Below are 20,489 nucleotides of genomic sequence, written 5' to 3'. Positions count from 1 at the left end.
CGCTTTAAATAACGTAATGTAATTTTTACAGAAGTTCTTTCAGATAAGTGTATTTAACATCTATCTTGCATTATAAAACGCTAAAACTTTCTCTTTTATATTCGATTCACTCAAACCATACTCATTAAGAAGATAATCCATTTTCCCAACTTGACCGAATCTTTCTTGAACACCCATCCGATGAATTTTTGTTATTCCATCATCAGAGAATAATTCACATAAAGCACTGCCAATTCCACCTATCTGATTGTGGTTTTCTACAGTAAATATAGTTTTTCCACTTAACATTGTTTTTATCTGTTCTGGTATCGGTTTGATTCTAAATAAATCTATGACACCTACTGAATAACCTAATTTAGACAGTTCATCCGCAACTCGAATACTTGGAGCAACCATTATGCCAGAAGCAACTATTACAACATCTTCACCGTGTCTTAACTCAATGTAGCCTTTAGAAAAATCTTCTCCACCTTGATATACAGCCTCTGGAGCTTTTCTAATTGTTCGAATATATTTTAGTCCTTTTAAGTCTAATGTCTGGTTCAAGATTTCACGAAATTGGATATCATCAGTTGCTTCAAAAATGATCGATTTAGGAATTAAACGTAACAATCCAATTTCTTCAAATGGCATATGTGTTCCACCATTCATCTCTGCCGTTACTCCTGCATCTGAGCCAATCACAGTGGCATCCAATTGTGCGTACCCAAGAGAAATAAATAATTGATCAAATACTCTTCGTGAAGCAAAAGGCCCAAATGTATGAAGATAAGGTCTAAACCCCTGAATAGATAAACCTGCTGCAAGCCCGACCATTTCTGCTTCCATGATCCCAACATTCACATAACGGTCTCCAAAGTCCTTTTCAAGATTATTAGTAGCCATAGAACTTGACAAGTCTGCTTCTAAAACTACTATATCAGAATAACTTTGGTTAGCCTCTAGAAGGAAATCTCTATACACATGTCGTAATTCTTTCGTACTTCTCATCATTCTGTTTCCTCCAATTCCTGACTTAATCTTTCTACAACTGAAGTTAACATTTGTCTCTCCTCTACAGTAGGGCGAAGATGATGATTGGATTTCATTTCTTCCAGCTCTCGAACTCCTTGACCTTTTATAGTGTCTAATACAATACACTTAGGGGATGAATTATTTGACTGTTTTAATTGGATAATCCCTTCATAAATTTCTCTAATATCTGAACCATTGACCCTAATGGATTCAAATCCAAATGCTGAGAATTTTTCTACAAAATCACCTGGATTACAAATATCCTTTGTAAAACCATCTAATTGTTTTTTGTTATCGTCTACAAATACAACTAAATTAGATAACTGTTGATGAGAAGCAAACTGTATAGCCTCCCAACATTGTCCCTCATTTAACTCACCATCTCCAACAATAGCATAGGTATAAAAGGGATTTTTTCTTATTCTCTGACCATATGCAAGTCCGGTTGCAACACTAATTCCCTGTCCTAGAGAGCCAGTTGTCATATCTATGCCCGGCGTTAGATTTCTATCAGGATGAGACGGTAATTTGGTTCCATTTGTATTTAAAGAATATAAGAATTCTTTGTCAAAGAAACCATTCAAATAGAGTGTGCTGTACAAAGCAGGTCCAGCATGTCCCTTGGATAAAACAAAATAATCTCTATCTCGTGATGCAAATATTTCTGGAGTCATCGGCATTATTTCACCATAAAGCACTGCTAAAACTTCTACTATAGACAGACTCCCTCCATAATGACCGAATCCAAGATGATTCAATGTTCTAAGAGTATTTAATCGGATTTTTGTTGCAAATTTTCTTAACTCATCTTCTCTATTTTCACTTAAAATCATCCCTTATTCCTCCTTTGCAGATGGCTTTTTAATAAAGGATACTCCAAACATAACTGCTAGAATAAGAACAAGACCAATAACAATGCCTGCTTGTGAGCCAAATTGATTCAACATTCCTAAAATAATTCCTGATAGACCAAAATCTGCATCTGAGAAAGTTGATCCTTGGAAACCAAGTCCTCCCAAAACTGGCATTAAAAAGACTGGAAGAAAACTAATTAAAATACCTTGTAAAAATGCTCCAATAGTAGCTCCACGAACACCACCAGATGCATTCCCAATAACACCTGCAGTCGCTCCACAGAAGAAATGAGGCACAACACCTGGTAAAATAACAACCGTTCCTGAAGCAATCATAATTGCCATACTCACTAAACCACCAACAAAACTAGAGATAAATCCAATTAGAACTGCATTGGGTGCATAAGTATAAACAATCGGACAATCCAAAGCAGGTTTTGAATTAGGTACAAGACGCTCTGAAATACCTTTAAAGGCTGGAACAATTTCACCCAAAATAAGGCGAACACCTGCTAAAATAACAAATACCCCTGCTGCAAATTGACCTGCTAATTGTAAAGCATAAACTAGACCACTTGTACCACTACTGATTTCTTTTTCTATATATTCTGACCCTGCAAAGATAGCTACAATAATGTAAATAACTGCCATGGATAAAGTAATGCTAACAGTACTATCACGTAAAAAAGCTAAACTCTTTGGAAATTTAATGTCCTCTGTTGATTTTGATTTGTCACCGATAAGGCTACCAGTAAAACCACTCAACCAATATCCCAAAGAACTGAAATGACCTAAAGCCACCTTGTCATTTCCAGTTAATTGAACCATATATTTTTGCACAAATGCTGGGGAAATACTCATAATAATACCGAGTGCTAATCCTCCTAGTAAGATAAGAGGCAAACTTGTAAAGCCAGCAACTGATAAAATGACCGCAATCATACACGCCATATATAGAGTGTGGTGTCCTGTTAAAAAGATATATTTGAATCGAGTAAAACGAGCAATTAAGATATTGAATACCATACCTGCAAACATAATCATTGCAGTAGCTGAGCCATATGTTGTTAAAGCTACAGCTACAATTGCTTCATTATTTGGTACAACTCCAGATAAATGAAAAGCATGCTCAAACATGGTACCAAATGGATTTAAAGAATTTTGCACAATTCCTGCACCACCAGATACAACTAAGAAACCAACAAAGGTCTTAATTCCACCTTTAATAATATCAGGTAATTTCTTCTTCTGAAGAACTAATCCTAAGATTGCAATTAAAGCTACTAAAATAGCTGGTGTACTAACAATATCCAATATGAACTTCATCATGACGCTAGCCTCCTAAATAAGTCCTTTTTCTTCACAAAGTTTAGTAATTAATTCTCGTAGTTCATCCATATCAATAATACTATTTAAGATACGAACATCTCCAAGATGACTAGCTGAATCAGCTAAATCACGGCCAACAATCCAAATATCAGCTGCATTTGGATCTGCTCCACCTAAATCATAGTGTTCAACTTCTACATCTGAAACATTCAAATCACTCAATACAGATTCAATATTCATCTGTACCATAAAACTTGAACCTAATCCTGAACCACAAGCTGTACCAATTTTTAACATTATCTAATCCTCCTGTTTAATTATCATTTCAATGTCATCATAGTTTTTTGATGATATTAAAGTTTGAACATGGTTTTTATCTCTTAAAATTGTTGTTAAATGTGACAAAGCCTTTAAATGACTCTCATTATCAATGGCTGCAATACAAATCAACAATCTTACCTCTTGTTCTGGATTATCCAATAAATAAATCGGTTCTTCCAAAACTAACATTGACATTCCTATTTCATTCACACCTTCATCTGGCCGAGCGTGAGGAATTGCTACTCCCTTCCCTAAATTAATAAAAGGCCCAAACTCTTCTACTTTTTGAATCATTGCCTCAGGGTAGTTCTCAGTTATCTTATGTTGATCCAAAAGCGGTTTAGCTGCTAAACGAATTGCCTCCTTCCATCCTAATTTTTCCGAACTAACCTGATAAGTTTCTTTTGTAATTAATTCTTCTAACAATGGTAACACTTCCTTTCTGTTCATTTCTTGATAGAGATACCTCTTTAATGCTAATTTTAACTCTAATTCTTGTGTGATTACACTATATCGTCTTACTATGCTAATTATCTGATTAAGCTCAATATCTCGATAACCTGTATCTGGGAAATCTTTTGATACCAATTCAACTAACTGTGTTGTTTGTTCTTCCGTCATCATAACAGAAACTAGATAATTTGGCTTCTCTGTATCCACCTTTATAGTAGAAAAAACCATATCATAGTCACTACTAGTTTTCGCATATAAATCATCAATCTTTGAGGTTCCTATAAACTCAATTTGAGGGAATAATGCTAATAGATTCTCTTTTATCATCAATGAAGAACTAATTCCATTAGGACAGATAATTGCTGCTTTATAACATTTTTGAGGCAAATTGTCTGCTTTCTTTAAATATCCTCCAAAATGGATAACAAAATATGCTGTTTCACTATCAGGTATGGGCTTATCAATAGCGTCCATCAAGGGAGTCAAAGAATCTTTTACTAGTTCAAATAAATCAGGATAATGTTCTTTAACATGCAACACATATTCATTTGAACTAGGTAGGCCGAACTTTAATCTATAGTAAGCCGGTATAAGGTGGCGGCGAAGATTTTCTCTCAATACTTCTCTTTGTTTAAAATGTAACAAAGAAATATCTTCCATTCTACTTATAATAACCTCTGTTAATTGATTAAAGTAAACCGGAGCAACATCTACTTCACCTTCAAAGCAACTTGATAATAAAACTGTGATATAGCGATAATCATCCTCAGAAAACACCGTATCTATAATTCCCAAATCAACTACTGTATCTAATAAAATAGTCGTTATATCTTGAATAATAGGAGATACTAATGTCTCTGAAAGATATACTCTTTCAACATCCCTTTGATACCTACATATAATGAATACTAAACCGAAAAGGCAAACTTTTAATTGATTAACAATAGGTACTATCTGTAGCTTTTCATAATAATCTTTAACTACCTGATCAATCAAATCATAAGTTAATGAATACCCCCAACTGGATAAAACATAATCCACCCCCCAAATCCCTATGGAGGATTCCAGCAACTCACTAACCATTTGAAAAGCTAAACGGTGCTTATTCCACTCTGAACCATGTAAAGTATAACCTTTTGCTCTACTGTACCCTAGCTCCAAATCATTGTCTAACATAATCTTTCTTAATGATTGAATATCAGATAAGGTTGTATTCTTACTTACTTTCAAAAAGTCTTGGTAATGATTATTCGATATAAAATCTAATCGGCAAAAAGTGTAAAGATAGATTAATGCTAAGCGAGTCGACTTTGGTAAAACCAATTCATCCGACTTAATAATATCTGTCAAAGACTGCTTCGTACGATTTGATAAACTATAGCGACCTTGTTTTTTATCCAGCACTATCCCTTTATTAGCTAGATAAGGCACTAAATAATCTATTCCTTCTTTGACTTCCTTTATAGGTAAGCTCACCTTAACAGATAATTCATATAATGATAGCTCACAATGATCCATCAAAGTCATCAAAATAACTAGTGCTCTATAATCAAACATTTCTCTTCCTTTCTAACTACAATTATAGTGTAAAAGTTATAAGAATAAAAGAGTATTTCAGCACAATATAATCTCACTTCCTACAAGTAATTATTGGGCTGAAACTTTTTAGTGATTATTTGTCAACTTTCTATTAATTTTTAAAAACAAAATGATATCATTTAGATATCAAATAACAGAGGTCATTCTTATGACTGAAAAACTAATCAATTCAAAACCAAATGGTGTATTAGCATTGATTCTCATTGAGTTGACAATCGTACTTGGTATCTTTATATTTATAATGGGTGTTGGTTCGGAAAACATTTTTGGAATTATTATCGGACCTTTACTAATCGTAATTGCAGCGCTAACTCATGCTGGTTTAAAAGTTGTCAAACCTCAGGAGGCTCTGGTTCTGACACTCTTTGGTAACTATACAGGTACCATCAAAGAACCTGGCTTTTACTTTGTCAATCCCTTCAGCGTAGCAGTTAACCCTGCAAACTACACTCGACTTGGATAAAGTGGTGACGTTAGCACGAAATCTCCTTTTTTAGGAGCTAAATCATCAAATGACAATGACTGCTTAGGAAATCCTTGAAGCACGTATCACTTACCTAGCTTATGCACCAGAAATTGCCGCCGTCATGCTTCAACGTCAACAAGCATCTGCCATTATTGATGCCCGTAAGATGATTGTAGACGGCGCTGTGGGTATGGTTGAAATGGCCCTGGAACGTCTCAATGAAGGGGAATTGGTCGAGCTTGACGAAGAACGAAAAGCTGCCATGGTTTCAAATCTCCTAGTCGTTCTCTGTGGCAATCATGATGCACAACCAATTGTCAACACAGGAAGTCTTTACTAAAGATGGCTGAAGCTAAAAAAAAGCAGATCCCCCTTCGACTCTCAACAAAGTTATACGCTGCACTCGCATCATGGGCAGAAGACGACTTTCGTTCAGTCAATGGACAAATAGAATATCTCCTCACAGAATGTGTCAAGCAACGGAAAAAAGACGGAAAATACGTATCAGAAACCATTGACGAACCATTTGAGATTGATATTTAAGACCTTCTCCTGTTTGCTGTGTCGGACAGGAGAATTTTTTTATCTTTTTTTGTCAAGTAACTTTACTTTACAAAAAAAATGTGTTATCCTAGTATGGTTGATGAAAATCAGTAGATTGAATCGAATATAAATACCTAAAGGAGAAATCAAAATGGCAGTACCTGCACGTCGCACTTCAAAAGCGAAGAAAAACAAACGTCGTACACACTACAAAGTAACAGCTCCATCTGTAAACTTTGACGAAACTACTGGAGATTACTCACGTTCTCACCGTGTATCACTTAAAGGATACTACAAAGGACGTAAAATCGCTAAAGCTGCATCAGCTGAATAATAGAAGGGAGATACCATGCGCGTAAATATTACACTTGAACACAAAGAATCTGGTGAACGCTTGTACCTTACTTCTAAAAACAAACGTAACACTCCAGACCGTCTTCAATTGAAGAAATACTCACCAAAACTTCGCAAACACGTTGTGTTTACAGAAGTTAAATAAGGTTTCATTACATTTCAGTACATACTGAAAAACATTGATTTCATGCGATTTTTAAAATATTGAATTTCATTACAAATCATTTGAAATCAGTTCTATGGCAACCTTTTTGGCAACCTTTTTTGAAATAAAAAAGAAAGTCAACAATCGAAGAATGTAAAGTCCTAGAAAATTCTTAGGACTTTTTTTATTCCTAAAAATTGTTGGAATAGCGCAGTCTTTTCAATAAATTTTAGGAATCCAAAAAAATCTTCCTACAATAAGTAAGAAGATTTTTTATTTTTTACTTTCTCATCCAAGAATCATGGACTAATTCATTAATTTGATGACTATATTTTGCATAGTTATAATGATAGTGATTAGAGGCTCTCGATAAAACATCCCCAGTTTTTTTATCAGGTTGAACATATTTCTCAAATTCTACTATAGGAATTATAAATAATTCAAGCCCTTGAATTTTATCATCTGATACTTTGCTTATGGCATAAGCAATACAATCAATATATTTTCCATTATTATATTTTTGAAATTTTTTAACAGTTTCATAGTTTGCTTCAACAGTAGTAGTTTCAGATTCTATCGGAATTGTTCTAGTAACGGGCAAAATTCTATATTTTTCTTTCCCTTTTATTGCTTTCAAATAATTTCCTTGGTTTGTTACAGTAAAGTTTCTAATCGATAAATTATATTTGATAAATTCTCTTAGACAATTTCTTGTATTACTCATTTATTCTACCCTTTTCTATCCTTTTTTATATATCCTAATCCTAAACTTGCTAATAACCCTAAACCTAATAAGCCTAGCATTGTCTCCTTTGTTCCTGTATTTGGAAGTTGTTTCTTAGGTTCTGCTTTTACATTCGTAGCTTTTACAGGAGCTTGATATGTTTTATCGTCTTTAGTTCCCACCGTAGCTACATCAACTGCCTTATTTTGAGCCTTCCCATCCACAACATCAACTACTTTACCGTTAGCGTCAAGAACTTCTTTAGGTTGACCACCTGCTTTACGGATTGCATCTTCTTTGTCTTTCAAAGCTTGCAGGCGTTGTTGTTCAGCAAGGTATGCGTCATGTTCAGCTTTGAGTTGCTTAAAGTTAGCAAGGATACGAGCTTTAGCTTCAGCGATACCCTCAAGACGAGCCAACTCTTCCTTAGCAGTTTCCAACTCAGCACGGAGTACACCAAGCTTAGATTTAGCATCAGTAAGCTCTTTGTCCAAAGCCTTAAGGACTTCATTGCGCTTAGTAAGGGCAAGTTCAAGAACTGTATAAGTGTCACTAGCCTCTTTAGATGCTTCACGTTTACGAGCAAGGTCTACACCTGCTGACTTACGAGCCAAGACTGCTACATCATGAGCTTTAGTAAGGACTTCCAATTCACCTTTGGCAGTGGCAAGAGATTGGTCAGCAGTAGATTGTTCAGCCTTAGCAGTTTCAAGAGCTGACTTAGCTTCAGCAAGAGCCTTAGCTTTGTCAGTAGCATTTGACTTAGCAAGAGCAAGTGATTCCTTAGCAGTCTGCAAAGCTTTAGTATCTTGTGCTAGTTTAGATTGGGCATCAGCAAGAGCCTTTTCAAGAGCTGGAACATCAATCTTGTTACCTACTACGTTAGAGAGGTTAGTACGAGCATTAGCAAGGGCTGTTTCTGCGTTGGTGTAATCAGTTTGGGCTGATTGGACTGCATCTTTAGCTTGGATAGAGGCTTTGACTTCGTTGTCGTAGGCTTTTTGGGCAAGTGAAACTTTTTCTTGCAATTTAGCTGCCTTTTCAGCGGTGCTTGGAGCGGTTACGACTTTTGTTTTGTCGAATTTGGCTCCATCAGAAATCACATTATTAGATGTACCAAGGTAATGAATTTTTGTATCTGTATTTTCATCATAACTTGTAGAGATACCAATATACTGGTGGTAAGACATAAATGGCTCGTCTGCCACATGAGATACCCCTTGGGCATGCCCCCAATCAGCATGAGTGTCCCAGTAAAGCATAGCATATACGTCATTGTAGATAGCTCGCTTGATTTCTGCTACAGTAGTGAGTTTGTGAGTATCGTTACCAATAAGCTCTGCAAGAAGAACACCATACTCTTTACCTACTGATTTTAAAGTCTTAGTATCGTGATATTCGATACCTTTTGTAAGCTTAGCTACTTTATCTGCGATAGTCATAACATCGTCGTTAACTGAAACTAAGTCTGTACCAAATTGTTTACGAACTTGATTGAACAAATCAGCTGCAAATAATGACAAATCTTTACGAGTCTCGTAATCGAGATTGTTTACGTCAACTTCAGTGTTTTGGTCTTTTTTAGTAGAGTTAAATGGTAAGTCAAAACGGTAAATCTCACCATCTTTAGTTAGAGTTACAGTACCTGCCTTCTGCAACTCCTTGATACCCTGCTCTTTTAGTTTTTGAGAAAGTGCTTCTGGTTTGCCAGTAGTTAAGTACTCTTTAAGGAGTGACATATACTCTTGGCTTATAGTGATAGTGTTGACCGCAACATCTGTGTTAGCAAGCTCTTCTTTAGCACGGTCTAGGTTTGACTTAGCATTTGTAACTACAGTTTCTTTGTTTGACTGGTCAGCCTTAGCAGTTGCAAGAGCTGTAGTAGCTTGAGAAAGTTTAGTTTCAGCGCTAGATACCCCTGTTTGAGCATCTTTGATAGCTTGGTCTTTATTGGCTTGAGCTTTTTTACCATTATCAAGATTAGTCTGAGCAGTCTCTACGGCTTGAGTGTCATCTTTGACTTGGTTAGTAAGCGTAGCTACCTCTTTTTCAAGGGGAGCAATATCAGTAGTAGATGAAAGAGCATCTACTTTCTTCTGAGCGTCAGCTACCTTATTAGCCGTAGCAGTGGCAGTTTTCTCAGCATTTGATACTACCTTAGTTTGGTCAGCAACCTTTTCAGCAGTGGCAGATACAGACTTATCAGCGTCAGCTACAGTCTTTTCAGCCGTAGCAAGCTCGTTAGCCTTCTTGTCAGCATCAGCCTTAGCCTCAGAAACCTTTTGAGGTGTAACAGATTTAGCTTCTTCAACTTTCTTAGTAGTATCAGCGATAGTCTTTTCAACGTTAGCAATGTTTGCTTCAGTAGATGCAACCACTTCTTTTTGCTTAGCTACATCCTGACTAGCCTTATCCGATTCAGCTTTAGCCTTATCTACGTCCGCTTGAGTAGGAACTTTAGGTTTAACCTCTTCTTTAGCAACTACCCTAGTTGCTGGCTCATTAACTGCTACCTCAGTCTCACTAGCAGATACCCCAGTAGATACCCCGAAAGCTGTGAGTGCTAAAGTAGAAACAACTGCACCTGTACGCAATTTCTTGATGGTTCCGTGACCTCGTGTGTTTGATTCCATCGTATAAACTCCTTTATGTCTTAAAAGACTGTTTTATAAATAATATTATACCATACTTTACAGTCTTTTAAATATTATTTTCTCAACTATTTCAGTCTTTTGATAATGATTTGTTTAATGAGATAAACTTGTATGATAGTTATGAGGTACTATCATGACGGAAAAAATAAATTTAAGAGAATTTGTTGCAAAACAAATCAGACTTCTAAGACTGAAAAGCGGGATGACACAAGAATATCTAGCAGAAAAAGCTGATTTGGGTTTTAACTACATATATAGGTTAGAAAATAAACAATTAAACGTTAAGCTTGAAACCATTGAAAAAATTATACAAGCACTTGAAGTTGATATGAATACTTTTTTTAATATTGAAAATCAAAATCAAAGCGGAGAGTTTTCACAACTCATTGAAGATATTAGAAATCTACCGACAGAAAAAAGAGAACCTACTATAAAGGCTCTCCGAGATATATTAAAACAAATAAATTAAGCCAAGTATTTTAGAACTTGGCTTTTTTAAATTTGCTAATTTAATTTTTAGTTTCTCTCTTTATATCATGCTCTGTTTTAGTCTGACTGTGAATAAATTTAGGTATATCTTCACCATTTAATACTTTCTTAGCGTTATTGAATAACCAATCTAGTAAAACAAATTTATCATAAGTTTTTCCAAATTTAATGTTAAATTCATTCATACCAGCTAGTCCGTTAGTTGCTTTTTCAATACAATCCAATAAACCTAACTCTTCTAGATGTTCAACTAACATAAATGAAGCAAGACGATTATCTAACCGAGACAATATTTCAATATTTTCTTCAGACTCAAATATCTTTTCAACAAGAGAAAGATATTCAATAGCTTTCGACAGAGTATCTAATTTGTTAATAATTTCAAATAGATTATCTTGTTCAGAGATATGCTTATAAAAGTAATCAATCCATACAATTAGAGCGTAGTCATTATTTTTAGTTTTCTTATTTGGGAACTCTACATTTTTTAAGCTTGATGCTATGGAGTTTTTTAATGATTCCTCTCGTTTATCATCTGATAATACAGCTTTTGCCATATTTTTTAAATCAAGTTTTTCTAATTTATTAGTGATTATATTAGATACTTCTGTAATATAATCTTCATTTTCCTTCCCTATTTCATCCACAATAGTCTCTGCAAATCTTTCTAATGCAGTAGATTTTTCGTTAATATTATCTTTGTCAAAGGAAGGAAAAATAGCTAAATAATTATTTTTAGAAACTACCTTACCAGACAACAAATTTTCTGCCGTCTTGTCGCTCACGTTAACCTCTTTTACTAGATAATCAGTTTTGGCTTCATAATCTCCACTAATCCTTTGTTCTTTTTTGAACTCTTTAAATTCTTCCATATTGTGCATCAAATTAACTGTAACTGCAACAAGCATGCGTTCTTCTTTTTTTTCTTCCATAGTAAACATCCTTTACACAAAAAGTTTATGTATCATTTTAGCATTAATACATTTTAAACGTCAAGATATTAACGGGTTTTTATAAAAGTTTAGGGTAAAACGTTTTCAAGAAAAATCTTAAAAAAATTTATTTTTTTTTTGAACCAAATAATCTCGATAAATAATAAATTCTATTCCACTGAAAGTGCTATGTAGCAAGCTTTAAACAATGGTTTGAACAAACAAAAAAATCTTAAAAAAACCAAGAAAAATTATTACGTATATTTTAAGTGAATTTAGGTAAAGTCTTGTCAGTTTTTATGGAATAATTAAGATGTGAGGTAGCTATCACACAATACATATCTTCAATAAATTTGAAAAGCCGTGAATTTTTTGATGTATTTAATAAAACGGTTAGAAAAGAGGTAGCCTATGGAAGCTACACAAACAACATTGCAGGGTCGCCTTATTGGCGCATCAGAACTAAAAGACTATGCTTCTGGTCTCAGCACTGGTCAAACTCAATTAACCATCGGTGTACGAACTCCAGACGGCCGATTCAATCAAACAAATATTAAAGCTGATATAGTTAATGTATCTGACTTTACGACTTTATTTGATGAAAAAGTAGAAATTATTCTCGAAAATGTTTCTATCAACGCCTACACCAATGGGAATCGTGCTGCGCTCTCAGTAAAAGCTAAGTCTGCTTTTATTGAACTTGTTTAATTTATTAAGGGAGGTCTTCCTCCCTCTCACTTATTGGAGGTTTAATTTATGTTTATTTTAAATAGTTTACATGAAACGATTGATTTAAATTTATCATCATACCTTGATAGAAGTAAAACACCTATCCTTTTCGATAGTCACCCTATAAATCTTCCCAGAGGGAATTTCTACAGCGGTAGTATCAGATTCTGGGTAACTGAGGATTTTTCCGTAGATATAGCAGACTTTGTAGTTAATCAGGTTTATAAACATATCAAGGAAATACTTGAATTTTCTTATGATATTCATGATTCTTACGTAGATTTTAATTATCGAATGAGGGAGTCTGAAAGCAAGGAGGAAAACTAATGATTATTCTGTATTCTATTTTACTACTATTTATCCTATTGTTAGGGATTGTGGTTCTTGTCATTTGGGGAATATATCAATTTGATAAAATATTCCTCAACCAACTTTTCTTTAACCACTTAAACAATAAATATTCTCTTCCTAGAGAGTGGTCTAAGATAGGTAGTGTCCAACAGAATATTTATTCTCTGTTACCTACGCTAGAACATTTAAAGGTTAAAGAGCAAGTTAAACTTTCTGATAGTGGTGAATATCTAATAATTCAACTCGGTTCCAATATTTCATCAGAACAACAGCGTGAGATTGAGAATATAGTAAAAGGAATTATTGCAAACCACGAAGTTTCTTATACTATTGATTACAGTCAAGTTGAGTTGGTAAACGGAGGGTGGTTTATTTTCTTAAAATTAGAAACCATTGAGGACGCTACTTTTAATCAAAATGCTAGAGCAACAGAACCTAAAACTCAGGAGGAATTTGACCTTGATGAAATCATTGAGCTCTAAAAATCCATTTCTAAAAGCTGGGGGCGGAACGCCAGATATAGATTTCATCCATCTTCTGTTGCTGGGGAGTAGTGGTGTTGGAAAATCTACGGCTGTATTCGCTATTATCAATTATCTATACAATCAAAATCCTGCAAGTGAATTTATTATCTCTGAGATGAAACAGTCTGATTATTTATTTGCGGAACATTTACCCAATGTGTATTTAGGTGACAGAGCTATTTTAGCTATAGATGTAGCTTTTAATGAGATTGAGTTAAGAAAAAAGAATAGAGGAAGAGAAAAAACTCCCTACTATCTTGTAGTAGAAGAATTAACTTCATTATTTGAATTAGCAGGAAAGTCTAAGAAAGAATATCAGGAGAAAATTAGAGTTATTCTTTATACTGGGAGGGCCTTTAATGTCAAATTATTAGCCGTTTCACAAGATCTGCTTGCTTCTGCACTAGGGGAGGGATCTGCTCGGAATCAATTTTCTTTAGTCATTGCATTGGGTTCACTGAGGTCATCAGTAACGAAGGGACTTTTTGAACTAAAGGAAGGACAAGAGCTACAAAAAAATTTACCCAAAAGATTTGGCTACCTTCAGCGTTTTGATGATGGTTCTAATGTTATTAAAATTAAGGTTAAACAAGTACCTGATATAAATTTACTGAAGGGACGAGTTCTTGATATATTAGGAAAGTCTGCTAATATTGCTGAGGCTGTTGACCCTGATTCACTTTAGAGAATCAGGGTCTTACAGCCTCGCCAGCTTTAGCTGGCTGTTATACGGGGGACATGTAAAGACCCCCGTTCCATTTTACCTTGTTCTAAAGCTATGTAAATTCCACTTTAGGGTAAAATGCTCAATTCCCTTAAAATGCTGTTATATCAACGTTATTCTATAACTTTTTATTTAGGGTGATTACTTCCTGAAACTATGAGAGAATAAAAACATAGAAATTTCGCTACATTACAATAAATAGTTAACTAAAACAATCTTTTCCGCCCAGTTAACTTTCACTCTTTAGGCGGATAGAAAGAAAATAAAATGATTTGTAAAAATGAAATTGAAAAGTATCTTCAAAAAGATAACGACCATAACCCAGTCATTATGACCAGTGTCGATGAAGCTACATTTGTCATCCAACCGACAGAAGATACTGTAGGAGAATATCCTGATAATTGGCATCAAATTGCTTTATCGCTGTCTGAAACAGTAGCAGAAAAGCTATCCCTCCCAGTTCTCTTTGGAGATTATATTCCACTGAAAACCTCACCAGCAGGCTATACTGACGGCTTTACCTTTCAGAATCTCCCCTATTACTTTGCGATTGCTTGGCATCAAACTAATTTTACTATGGGAATTATCCTGAAATTTTCTGCATCGGCTTTGTCTCACTATAAAGCCTCCTATCAAGACTATTATAGTGAAGCAATTGACGTTCACAATATAGCACAACTGCTGTACGCTGACTATTATGATTTGCGCCTTTCTCGTATTGACCTTGCTGTTGATTACTTTAATTATCCAATGGCTGTCAATGACCTTTACCAAGGGTTAAAAATCAAAAAATATATTATCACCAATCATAAAGGACGTAAAAATGTTTCTAAGATTAGCGCTCAAGAAGTGAATGGTCAAGCTCAAACTATGTATATTGGTAGCAGGAAAAAGAATGTAAGTGCTCTTTTGCGTATCTATAACAAGTATCAGGAACAATTAGACAATCAAGGTCGCTATATGCACTTAACTAAGTATTGCAATTCTTGGATACGCATGGAGGCTTCCTACAAAGGTACTTATAGCAATCAAATTCTAACCTTGTTGCTTGCTATTGATAGTTCTCAAGATTTGAGCAAGCTCATTGTCAACAAAATGATTGATAAATATTGTTTCCATGATGCAGAGACTGGTCAACTGTTGCCATTCACTAGTGATTTACTTAAAGGTTTTGGTATCTTCCCAGAGCTTGAATCCTTAAACTCTCGAAATAATGATTTATTAGCAACCATTTCTTATTTGTTAAAAGGTAGCGGATTTTATCCACTTCTAAAGAAAATTGAGGAAATTTGGGGTACGCAAGCCCGTAATCACTTCATCATCAGGTTAGTTCAAGAATACGAATTCAACTATATCCCAAATCCAGATGTTGGGATATGGTTAAACAAATTCGGTGGTGAACTGTCAAAACTAAATTTTAAAGATTTTCTGGAAGATGCCTTTCAAATCTTTTACCAAAAAAACAACATCACTCCTAAAGATTCCGCCAAGAAGCCTAAAAGTGATGTTGCGGATTAGCAAGAGATAAGTAGTAGCTTATCCCTACTGCTATTATCTCATATTTCAATTATATTTACCAAAGAAAGAGAGAATAGTATGTCTAGCAATAATTTTGACTTAAAGCAAATCGAACTAATGCTTCTTACCGTGATTGACCTACTAAAACATTTAAATAGTGAAAAAAATAGAACTGGCATTATTTATACTCAAAAAGAGTTATTAGATTTACTGAGTATATCTCCAAATACATTGAGGTCATGGGAAAATAGAGGTCTTAAACGTTTAGAACCACCTATTGAGGGTACTAGAACCGTTTACTATCATATTGATACTGTTTTAGAGTTTTTAAGCCACAACTAAAATGAAATGTGCTAGAATAGAAGTATCAAAAAAGAAAGAAAGAGAGATACTATCTATTTTAGCTTTTTTCAATTCTTCGATTGATTGAGGAGAGCAACTATGAATATAGAAAAAATCATCCATAAAGGCAAAACCGTCCTCAAGAAAGTAAAGGACAATGGCGAGATTAGTTATTCAGTAAAGAGCGTCTATCTAGGCTTAGATATAAAGACTGGAAAACCTGTAAAAACAACTGTAACAGCTAAAACCCTACGATCCTTAGATCGTAAAATTATTCAAGCTAAAATTGATTGGGAAGAAAATGGTTCAACAAGGAAAGAAACTTTTAGCATTGCTACCTTGTCAGATTTAGCTGAATTGTGGTTCTCCAACTACGAGACTTGGGTTAGTTCAGATAACACTCTCAATCGAGTGAGAAATTATCTTGATACCTATATATTACCCAAATTCGGACACTATCAACCAGATAAAATCACTTCTTCCGATATACAAAATTGGATTAACAATCTTGCCCAAAAATCTAAAGAATCTGTCGATGCCGGTAATAAACGAGCTAAAAAAGGAAGCGCAAAAGATTTCGGAGCAATCGCCCATAAATTAAGAGAAATTTTTGATTTTGGAATAACACATTTTGAACTCAAATATAATCCTGTTCAATCTATCAAGATTCCTCCAAAACCAAAAAGCAATCAAAAACGCATTATGGTTCTTCATGATGAAGATTTAACTAGCTGGCTAAATTTCGTTGATACTTTACCTAATACTAGGGCTAATCGCCGATTTAAAGTTATCTGCGACAGTCTACTTGCTTCAGGAATGAGAATCAATGAGCTATTGGCTTTGACTATATATGACCTTAATTTTGAAAGTTCTGAAATATTAGTCACTAAAACTCTTGTATGGAAAAATGCAAACCCTAAGTTAGGATTAAAAGGAAAAGTTGTTTGTAAAAATACTCCTAAATCTGATTCGGGCAATAGAAAAATAGCTGTTCCATACCAAATTATTGAGCAACTTCAAAACTTCCATGATGAAATGAATCTTTATTTCAAGAAGAACGGTCTTTCAAAAAGCAAGTTGATTTTCCCAACTATTTACGGAAACTATATGTGTGATAGAAATGAACGTGCAACCCTTAAAAAGCGATTAGTGGCTCTTGGTTTACCTGACTATGGTTTCCATCTTTTCCGCCATACACACGCTTCTATGATGTTAAATGCTGGTATGAACTGGAAAGAGCTACAACATAGAATGGGACATAAGTCTATCAAAACTACTATGGACATATATGCCGAGCTTGCCCCTAAAAATCAAACGCAAGCGGTAGATATTTATCTAAATAAAATTGCGGAGCTAACCTCATAAAACTCATGGCAACCTTTTTGGCAACCTCTGACATCTTTATCCAAATCAATAGCTTATAAATATTGATTTAATAGGGTTTATCACAACTAAAATAGATTTTAAGTATTCCTTACAGAAGTTAAATAATACAACATACAGAAAGCCTATGAAATCAACATTTCTAAGGCTTTTTCTTTTAAGTTTAGAAAAATAACTGAATTTTAACTGATTATAATAATCAAGAGATTATTTTAGACAAATCTATCATAGCTTGTTCAATCTTATGTTTTCCCTTTTGCATAACATGAAGATAGATTTTTTCTATTTCTCTACTATCTTCTGAATGTCCCACAAACTCTCGAATAACGTTTAAGCTTACATTCTTATCAGCCATGACTGAAACAAAACTATGTCGGAACATATGGGGAACTATGTGAACAGGCCTACCAAAATCAACTAGGTCATCAATATCCTTATAGGATTTTCCACTTTTCTTATTATACTTAGCGGACTGACTAGTTCCACCTCTTAAGAACATTGAAATTTCTGTATGATACAATGGACTGCCCTGCTGGTTCTTCCCTTTTATGTATACCCTAGTAAAAATATATCCCATATCATGATAAGTCGGATTAAATCTCGCCTGAAACTTATTTCTTTCAATATATTTAAGTAAAATTTGTTCTACTTTTGGTGACATCGGAATAGTTCTAACGCTTTCTTTAGTTTTTAGAATTGCTCTATATCGTTCCTTCTCATCACGCAAGCCTTCTTCTGCCATTTCTTTGTCAGTCTTATTATGGCTTGCCCTCTGCCAATGAACCTTAATGAGTTTATTCTTGAAATCTAGAACATCTTCATTCAAACCTAATGCTTCACTCGGTCTCATACCTGTCAAGTAGATAATTCTGAGTACATCAGCAACTAGTTCATTATTATGTCGCTTAGTCCAATTTTCAATAATTTTAAATACTTGATTAGCCTCTTCAACTTCAAGATATTTTTCAGCTATATCTTCCCTAAGTTTCGCCTGCTCTTCTGCACTTGTTAGTGTCTTACGCTTAACCCTCTTATTCAAAATAGGGTGTTGCGACGCTGTCAATTCTCCTTGTTCTACCGCCCAATCAAATATCATTTTAAGATAGATATGAATGTTCTTTGAAGTTCCCTCACTTGCATTATTTATAATATCTTGCATTTTTTCCTGTTCCATACAGAACTGTTTAAGGCTCATATTTTCGTTGAAATATGGGGAAATATGCTGGTTATAAACACTAACTCTAGTCTTTAGAGTATTCTTGGCAGGCTTAACACGATTGACCCACCACTTAAAAGCTAAACCGTATAATTCACTGTTTTCATCATACGGTCTAGCTATCTCTTTGAGGCATAAAGTTTTACTAGGCTCTAATTTCTTTGGTTTTTCTCCAGTCAAATCTAATACGGTTTCATCAATCATTTCATTTAATATCTTTGAAACTTTTGTAATCAGCTGACTATTCTTTATATCAGAAATAAGTAACTTCTCATGTCCCTTACTGTCTTTTCCTGTTGGTATTGCCTTAGTCGTATACCACCCTTTATTTTCTCCCCTTGTAAGGTACTTATAACGACTTTTTGTTATCAAAGGATGAGTATATCTCATTGCAAACTTAACAAGCACGTTGCCCTTTTTAGAAGGGTCTGGTTTCCATTGATAAACAGTTAGAACTCGAGTAGTCTTACCTACCTTCATTTTTACCCCCTTATACTAAGCTATAACTGCCTCATTTTCATGGAAAATCTTATAATCAAACCAATCTTTAAATACCTCCGCATGAATAAAGACATTCCCATGAGTTCCACAAATTCCAAAAGAATATGGACTATTTCTCATTTGACGAATGTAGTGATCCAATGTAGGTAATTTCATACCCTTCCAAAGTTCATCTAAAAATTCTTTCTTCCGATACCAATTTTTAGTTAAATCATAGTCTGACTTTGTCTTAAGCTCTATCATTGGAATACTTTCCTTTCTTATGCTATAATCTAGTTAGTTAATTTTTAGAGGCGACTTATTTTCAAGTCGTCTTTTTTTGTCCCCAAAATTGGGAACTATTCTGTTCTCTTATATATTGTTCTATATCCTTTTCATCATTATCAGTTAGCCTTGAAAGTCCCTCTTTGAGCAAGCTTTGAATATAATCTTCCGCCTTTTGAACATCATAGGCCTGATACTTTGCAATATAGACTTTTGCTAATGTTTTCGCAACTTGTTTCTCTGTCCAAGCCTCCGACTGCCGTAGTGTCGTTTTAGCCCTTGTAATACTAAGAACTGTCTGGTTTTCAGTTCCTAGATAATCTATCCACCACTTGACTTTTTTTCTTCTCCAATGATTGCTATCTGTCGCATTTGGACGAACAAAGCGATAATGACCATTGATAGCTTCAAAATAGATTGACGATAAGGGACGTTTTAAAAATAACTGCTCTGCAATTATATTAGCCTTTTCCTGCCAACATCTAAGCTCTGCGCGAATCCAAGACGAAACTTCTACAAGCTCTTGCTTACCAAGTTGCTCCATGCGTTTATTATATATGCACCACTGCTGATTACCTCGTGAACCTATTGCAACTGTTTCTCCTACACGCTCACCAGAATCTAGAACTGATTTCTCATGATATTCAAAGTGTTTTGCTTTCGAGATACATAATCCTTTCTTGCAATAGTCATATATTCGTTGAACATCTAAGCTACCATCAAATATGTCGTGGGCAATATCTAGTCTAGTAAAGTTGGCATTATGATGATATAAACGATTTATCAAAGCAATCCAATTATTTTCGTTACTGTTTAAAAACTCTTCATATTGACGACAACCTTGCCCTTTTAATTCGATAAATACACCCATAGAAAGCCTATCAGCATTAAAATACACCTTAATTTCTGAACAAGAATAATGTTGCTTATACTTATTTATGCCCCAATCATTCAAGGAAAAGTTTTCAAGAGGAATCAGAAGGATGTCTGTCAGAACTCTTTCTGGCGGAACATCCTTAACAGTAACAGCAAAATAATCTATTCTAACAGTATTCATAGG

At 34.6% G+C, this 20,489-nt stretch carries 22 protein-coding genes and 1 pseudogene; 12 read left to right on the top strand and 11 right to left on the bottom strand.

Going from position 1 to position 20,489, the window contains the following annotated elements:
- Positions 1 to 60 precede the first annotated feature (60 nt).
- The 5 genes from O3601_RS07125 to O3601_RS07105 are packed head-to-tail and all read right to left on the bottom strand — an operon-like array spanning position 61 to position 5,528.
- Positions 61 to 993 (bottom strand): transketolase family protein, encoded by a 933-nt coding sequence (locus O3601_RS07125; protein WP_000986401.1) that lies wholly within the window; start codon positions 991 to 993, stop codon positions 61 to 63.
- The gene (locus O3601_RS07120; RefSeq protein ID WP_371472065.1) at positions 990 to 1,847 is read right to left on the bottom strand and encodes a transketolase; all 858 of its coding nucleotides are present in this window, start codon (positions 1,845 to 1,847) and stop codon (positions 990 to 992) included. The genes O3601_RS07125 and O3601_RS07120 overlap by 4 nt, the downstream gene beginning before the upstream one ends.
- Before the next feature lie 3 nt (positions 1,848 to 1,850).
- Positions 1,851 to 3,197: a PTS ascorbate transporter subunit IIC gene (locus O3601_RS07115; RefSeq protein ID WP_000975299.1), complete on the bottom strand. Its 1,347-nt coding sequence runs from the start codon at positions 3,195 to 3,197 to the stop codon at positions 1,851 to 1,853.
- 12 nt (positions 3,198 to 3,209) lie between these two features.
- Positions 3,210 to 3,494, bottom strand: a complete 285-nt coding sequence (locus O3601_RS07110; RefSeq protein WP_000912476.1) for a PTS sugar transporter subunit IIB — start codon at positions 3,492 to 3,494, stop codon at positions 3,210 to 3,212.
- Positions 3,495 to 3,497: 3 nt separating this feature from the next.
- A complete protein-coding gene (locus O3601_RS07105) occupies positions 3,498 to 5,528 on the bottom strand; it encodes a transcription antiterminator (RefSeq protein ID WP_371472058.1) in 2,031 nt (676 codons plus the stop codon).
- 190 nt (positions 5,529 to 5,718) lie between these two features.
- Between O3601_RS07105 and O3601_RS07100 the strand changes: the two are divergent.
- From O3601_RS07100 to rpmG, 4 genes and pseudogenes are all read left to right on the top strand, one after another.
- Positions 5,719 to 6,376: pseudogene (locus tag O3601_RS07100) on the top strand (hypothetical protein).
- Positions 6,377 to 6,378: 2 nt separating this feature from the next.
- Complete coding sequence (locus O3601_RS07095) at positions 6,379 to 6,579, top strand: PTS ascorbate transporter subunit IIC (protein ID WP_000796544.1); 201 nt, start codon at positions 6,379 to 6,381, stop codon at positions 6,577 to 6,579.
- 151 nt (positions 6,580 to 6,730) lie between these two features.
- Positions 6,731 to 6,913: a 50S ribosomal protein L32 gene (gene rpmF / locus O3601_RS07090; RefSeq protein WP_000290417.1), complete on the top strand. Its 183-nt coding sequence runs from the start codon at positions 6,731 to 6,733 to the stop codon at positions 6,911 to 6,913.
- A 15-nt stretch (positions 6,914 to 6,928) separates the two neighbouring features.
- Positions 6,929 to 7,078, top strand: a complete 150-nt coding sequence (gene rpmG, locus O3601_RS07085) for a 50S ribosomal protein L33 (RefSeq protein WP_001265622.1) — start codon at positions 6,929 to 6,931, stop codon at positions 7,076 to 7,078.
- 280 nt (positions 7,079 to 7,358) lie between these two features.
- On the opposite strand, the gene O3601_RS07080 is transcribed toward rpmG, so the two are convergent.
- A complete protein-coding gene (locus O3601_RS07080; RefSeq protein WP_101782269.1) occupies positions 7,359 to 7,802 on the bottom strand; it encodes a hypothetical protein in 444 nt (147 codons plus the stop codon).
- Positions 7,803 to 7,807: 5 nt separating this feature from the next.
- A complete protein-coding gene (locus tag O3601_RS07075) occupies positions 7,808 to 10,435 on the bottom strand; it encodes an SEC10/PgrA surface exclusion domain-containing protein (protein WP_371472052.1) in 2,628 nt (875 codons plus the stop codon).
- A gap of 154 nt (positions 10,436 to 10,589) precedes the next feature.
- Here O3601_RS07075 and O3601_RS07070 point away from each other — a divergent pair, with 154 nt between their 5' ends.
- Positions 10,590 to 10,925, top strand: coding sequence for a helix-turn-helix domain-containing protein (locus tag O3601_RS07070; RefSeq protein ID WP_047206714.1), 336 nt, complete (start codon positions 10,590 to 10,592; stop codon positions 10,923 to 10,925).
- 40 nt (positions 10,926 to 10,965) lie between these two features.
- Here O3601_RS07070 and O3601_RS07065 read toward each other — a convergent pair whose 3' ends face one another.
- On the bottom strand, positions 10,966 to 11,877 hold the full coding sequence (locus tag O3601_RS07065; RefSeq protein WP_101782267.1) for a hypothetical protein: 912 nt from the start codon (positions 11,875 to 11,877) through the stop codon (positions 10,966 to 10,968).
- Positions 11,878 to 12,288: 411 nt separating this feature from the next.
- On the opposite strand from O3601_RS07065, the gene O3601_RS07060 reads away from it, so the two are divergent.
- The 7 genes from O3601_RS07060 to O3601_RS07030 all read left to right on the top strand — a co-directional run bounded on the left by O3601_RS07060 (position 12,289) and on the right by O3601_RS07030 (position 17,430).
- Positions 12,289 to 12,585, top strand: a complete 297-nt coding sequence (locus tag O3601_RS07060; protein ID WP_101782266.1) for a hypothetical protein — start codon at positions 12,289 to 12,291, stop codon at positions 12,583 to 12,585.
- A 48-nt stretch (positions 12,586 to 12,633) separates the two neighbouring features.
- Positions 12,634 to 12,933 carry a hypothetical protein gene (locus tag O3601_RS07055; RefSeq protein ID WP_101782265.1) on the top strand — a complete coding sequence of 100 codons (300 nt, stop codon included), beginning with the start codon at positions 12,634 to 12,636 and terminating at the stop codon, positions 12,931 to 12,933.
- The gene (locus O3601_RS07050; protein ID WP_101782264.1) at positions 12,933 to 13,439 is read left to right on the top strand and encodes a hypothetical protein; all 507 of its coding nucleotides are present in this window, start codon (positions 12,933 to 12,935) and stop codon (positions 13,437 to 13,439) included. The genes O3601_RS07055 and O3601_RS07050 overlap by 1 nt, the downstream gene beginning before the upstream one ends.
- Positions 13,420 to 14,166 carry an ATP-binding protein gene (locus O3601_RS07045; protein WP_101782263.1) on the top strand — a complete coding sequence of 249 codons (747 nt, stop codon included), beginning with the start codon at positions 13,420 to 13,422 and terminating at the stop codon, positions 14,164 to 14,166. The genes O3601_RS07050 and O3601_RS07045 overlap by 20 nt, the downstream gene beginning before the upstream one ends.
- A 306-nt stretch (positions 14,167 to 14,472) precedes the next feature.
- On the top strand, positions 14,473 to 15,723 hold the full coding sequence (locus O3601_RS07040) for a replication initiation factor domain-containing protein (RefSeq protein ID WP_371472049.1): 1,251 nt from the start codon (positions 14,473 to 14,475) through the stop codon (positions 15,721 to 15,723).
- Between the two features lie 78 nt (positions 15,724 to 15,801).
- Positions 15,802 to 16,065 (top strand): MerR family transcriptional regulator, encoded by a 264-nt coding sequence (locus O3601_RS07035; RefSeq protein WP_049538669.1) that lies wholly within the window; start codon positions 15,802 to 15,804, stop codon positions 16,063 to 16,065.
- A 99-nt stretch (positions 16,066 to 16,164) separates the two neighbouring features.
- On the top strand, positions 16,165 to 17,430 hold the full coding sequence (locus tag O3601_RS07030; protein ID WP_049538667.1) for a site-specific integrase: 1,266 nt from the start codon (positions 16,165 to 16,167) through the stop codon (positions 17,428 to 17,430).
- A gap of 217 nt (positions 17,431 to 17,647) precedes the next feature.
- On the opposite strand, the gene O3601_RS07025 is transcribed toward O3601_RS07030, so the two are convergent.
- From O3601_RS07025 to O3601_RS07015, 3 genes are all read right to left on the bottom strand, one after another.
- On the bottom strand, positions 17,648 to 19,144 hold the full coding sequence (locus tag O3601_RS07025) for a site-specific integrase (RefSeq protein ID WP_000862760.1): 1,497 nt from the start codon (positions 19,142 to 19,144) through the stop codon (positions 17,648 to 17,650).
- Between the two features lie 15 nt (positions 19,145 to 19,159).
- Positions 19,160 to 19,408 carry a hypothetical protein gene (locus O3601_RS07020; RefSeq protein ID WP_000571454.1) on the bottom strand — a complete coding sequence of 83 codons (249 nt, stop codon included), beginning with the start codon at positions 19,406 to 19,408 and terminating at the stop codon, positions 19,160 to 19,162.
- A 61-nt stretch (positions 19,409 to 19,469) separates the two neighbouring features.
- Entirely contained in the window at positions 19,470 to 20,486 is a 1,017-nt protein-coding gene (locus tag O3601_RS07015; protein ID WP_050104976.1) for a replication initiation factor domain-containing protein, read from the bottom strand.
- Between the last annotated feature and the right edge of the window lie 3 nt (positions 20,487 to 20,489).

Origin of the sequence: Streptococcus sp. 20925_1_69, assembly GCF_041432365.1 — a bacterium.
GTDB lineage: Bacteria > Bacillota > Bacilli > Lactobacillales > Streptococcaceae > Streptococcus.
This window is presented reverse-complemented; position numbering and strand designations above follow the sequence as displayed.

What these genes read in the sequence shown, in the direction of transcription:
- O3601_RS07125 (WP_000986401.1), bottom strand. Translation starts at nt 993, where the DNA reads ATGATGAGAAGTACGAAAGAATTACGACATGTGTATAGAGATTTCCTT.
- O3601_RS07120 (WP_371472065.1), bottom strand. Translation starts at nt 1,847, where the DNA reads ATGATTTTAAGTGAAAATAGAGAAGATGAGTTAAGAAAATTTGCAACA.
- O3601_RS07115 (WP_000975299.1), bottom strand. Translation starts at nt 3,197, where the DNA reads ATGATGAAGTTCATATTGGATATTGTTAGTACACCAGCTATTTTAGTA.
- O3601_RS07110 (WP_000912476.1), bottom strand. Translation starts at nt 3,494, where the DNA reads ATGTTAAAAATTGGTACAGCTTGTGGTTCAGGATTAGGTTCAAGTTTT.
- O3601_RS07105 (WP_371472058.1), bottom strand. Translation starts at nt 5,528, where the DNA reads ATGTTTGATTATAGAGCACTAGTTATTTTGATGACTTTGATGGATCAT.
- O3601_RS07095 (WP_000796544.1), top strand. Translation starts at nt 6,379, where the DNA reads ATGGCTGAAGCTAAAAAAAAGCAGATCCCCCTTCGACTCTCAACAAAG.
- rpmF (WP_000290417.1), top strand. Translation starts at nt 6,731, where the DNA reads ATGGCAGTACCTGCACGTCGCACTTCAAAAGCGAAGAAAAACAAACGT.
- rpmG (WP_001265622.1), top strand. Translation starts at nt 6,929, where the DNA reads ATGCGCGTAAATATTACACTTGAACACAAAGAATCTGGTGAACGCTTG.
- O3601_RS07080 (WP_101782269.1), bottom strand. Translation starts at nt 7,802, where the DNA reads ATGAGTAATACAAGAAATTGTCTAAGAGAATTTATCAAATATAATTTA.
- O3601_RS07075 (WP_371472052.1), bottom strand. Translation starts at nt 10,435, where the DNA reads ATGGAATCAAACACACGAGGTCACGGAACCATCAAGAAATTGCGTACA.
- O3601_RS07070 (WP_047206714.1), top strand. Translation starts at nt 10,590, where the DNA reads ATGACGGAAAAAATAAATTTAAGAGAATTTGTTGCAAAACAAATCAGA.
- O3601_RS07065 (WP_101782267.1), bottom strand. Translation starts at nt 11,877, where the DNA reads ATGGAAGAAAAAAAAGAAGAACGCATGCTTGTTGCAGTTACAGTTAAT.
- O3601_RS07060 (WP_101782266.1), top strand. Translation starts at nt 12,289, where the DNA reads ATGGAAGCTACACAAACAACATTGCAGGGTCGCCTTATTGGCGCATCA.
- O3601_RS07055 (WP_101782265.1), top strand. Translation starts at nt 12,634, where the DNA reads ATGTTTATTTTAAATAGTTTACATGAAACGATTGATTTAAATTTATCA.
- O3601_RS07050 (WP_101782264.1), top strand. Translation starts at nt 12,933, where the DNA reads ATGATTATTCTGTATTCTATTTTACTACTATTTATCCTATTGTTAGGG.
- O3601_RS07045 (WP_101782263.1), top strand. Translation starts at nt 13,420, where the DNA reads ATGAAATCATTGAGCTCTAAAAATCCATTTCTAAAAGCTGGGGGCGGA.
- O3601_RS07040 (WP_371472049.1), top strand. Translation starts at nt 14,473, where the DNA reads ATGATTTGTAAAAATGAAATTGAAAAGTATCTTCAAAAAGATAACGAC.
- O3601_RS07035 (WP_049538669.1), top strand. Translation starts at nt 15,802, where the DNA reads ATGTCTAGCAATAATTTTGACTTAAAGCAAATCGAACTAATGCTTCTT.
- O3601_RS07030 (WP_049538667.1), top strand. Translation starts at nt 16,165, where the DNA reads ATGAATATAGAAAAAATCATCCATAAAGGCAAAACCGTCCTCAAGAAA.
- O3601_RS07025 (WP_000862760.1), bottom strand. Translation starts at nt 19,144, where the DNA reads ATGAAGGTAGGTAAGACTACTCGAGTTCTAACTGTTTATCAATGGAAA.
- O3601_RS07020 (WP_000571454.1), bottom strand. Translation starts at nt 19,408, where the DNA reads ATGATAGAGCTTAAGACAAAGTCAGACTATGATTTAACTAAAAATTGG.
- O3601_RS07015 (WP_050104976.1), bottom strand. Translation starts at nt 20,486, where the DNA reads ATGAATACTGTTAGAATAGATTATTTTGCTGTTACTGTTAAGGATGTT.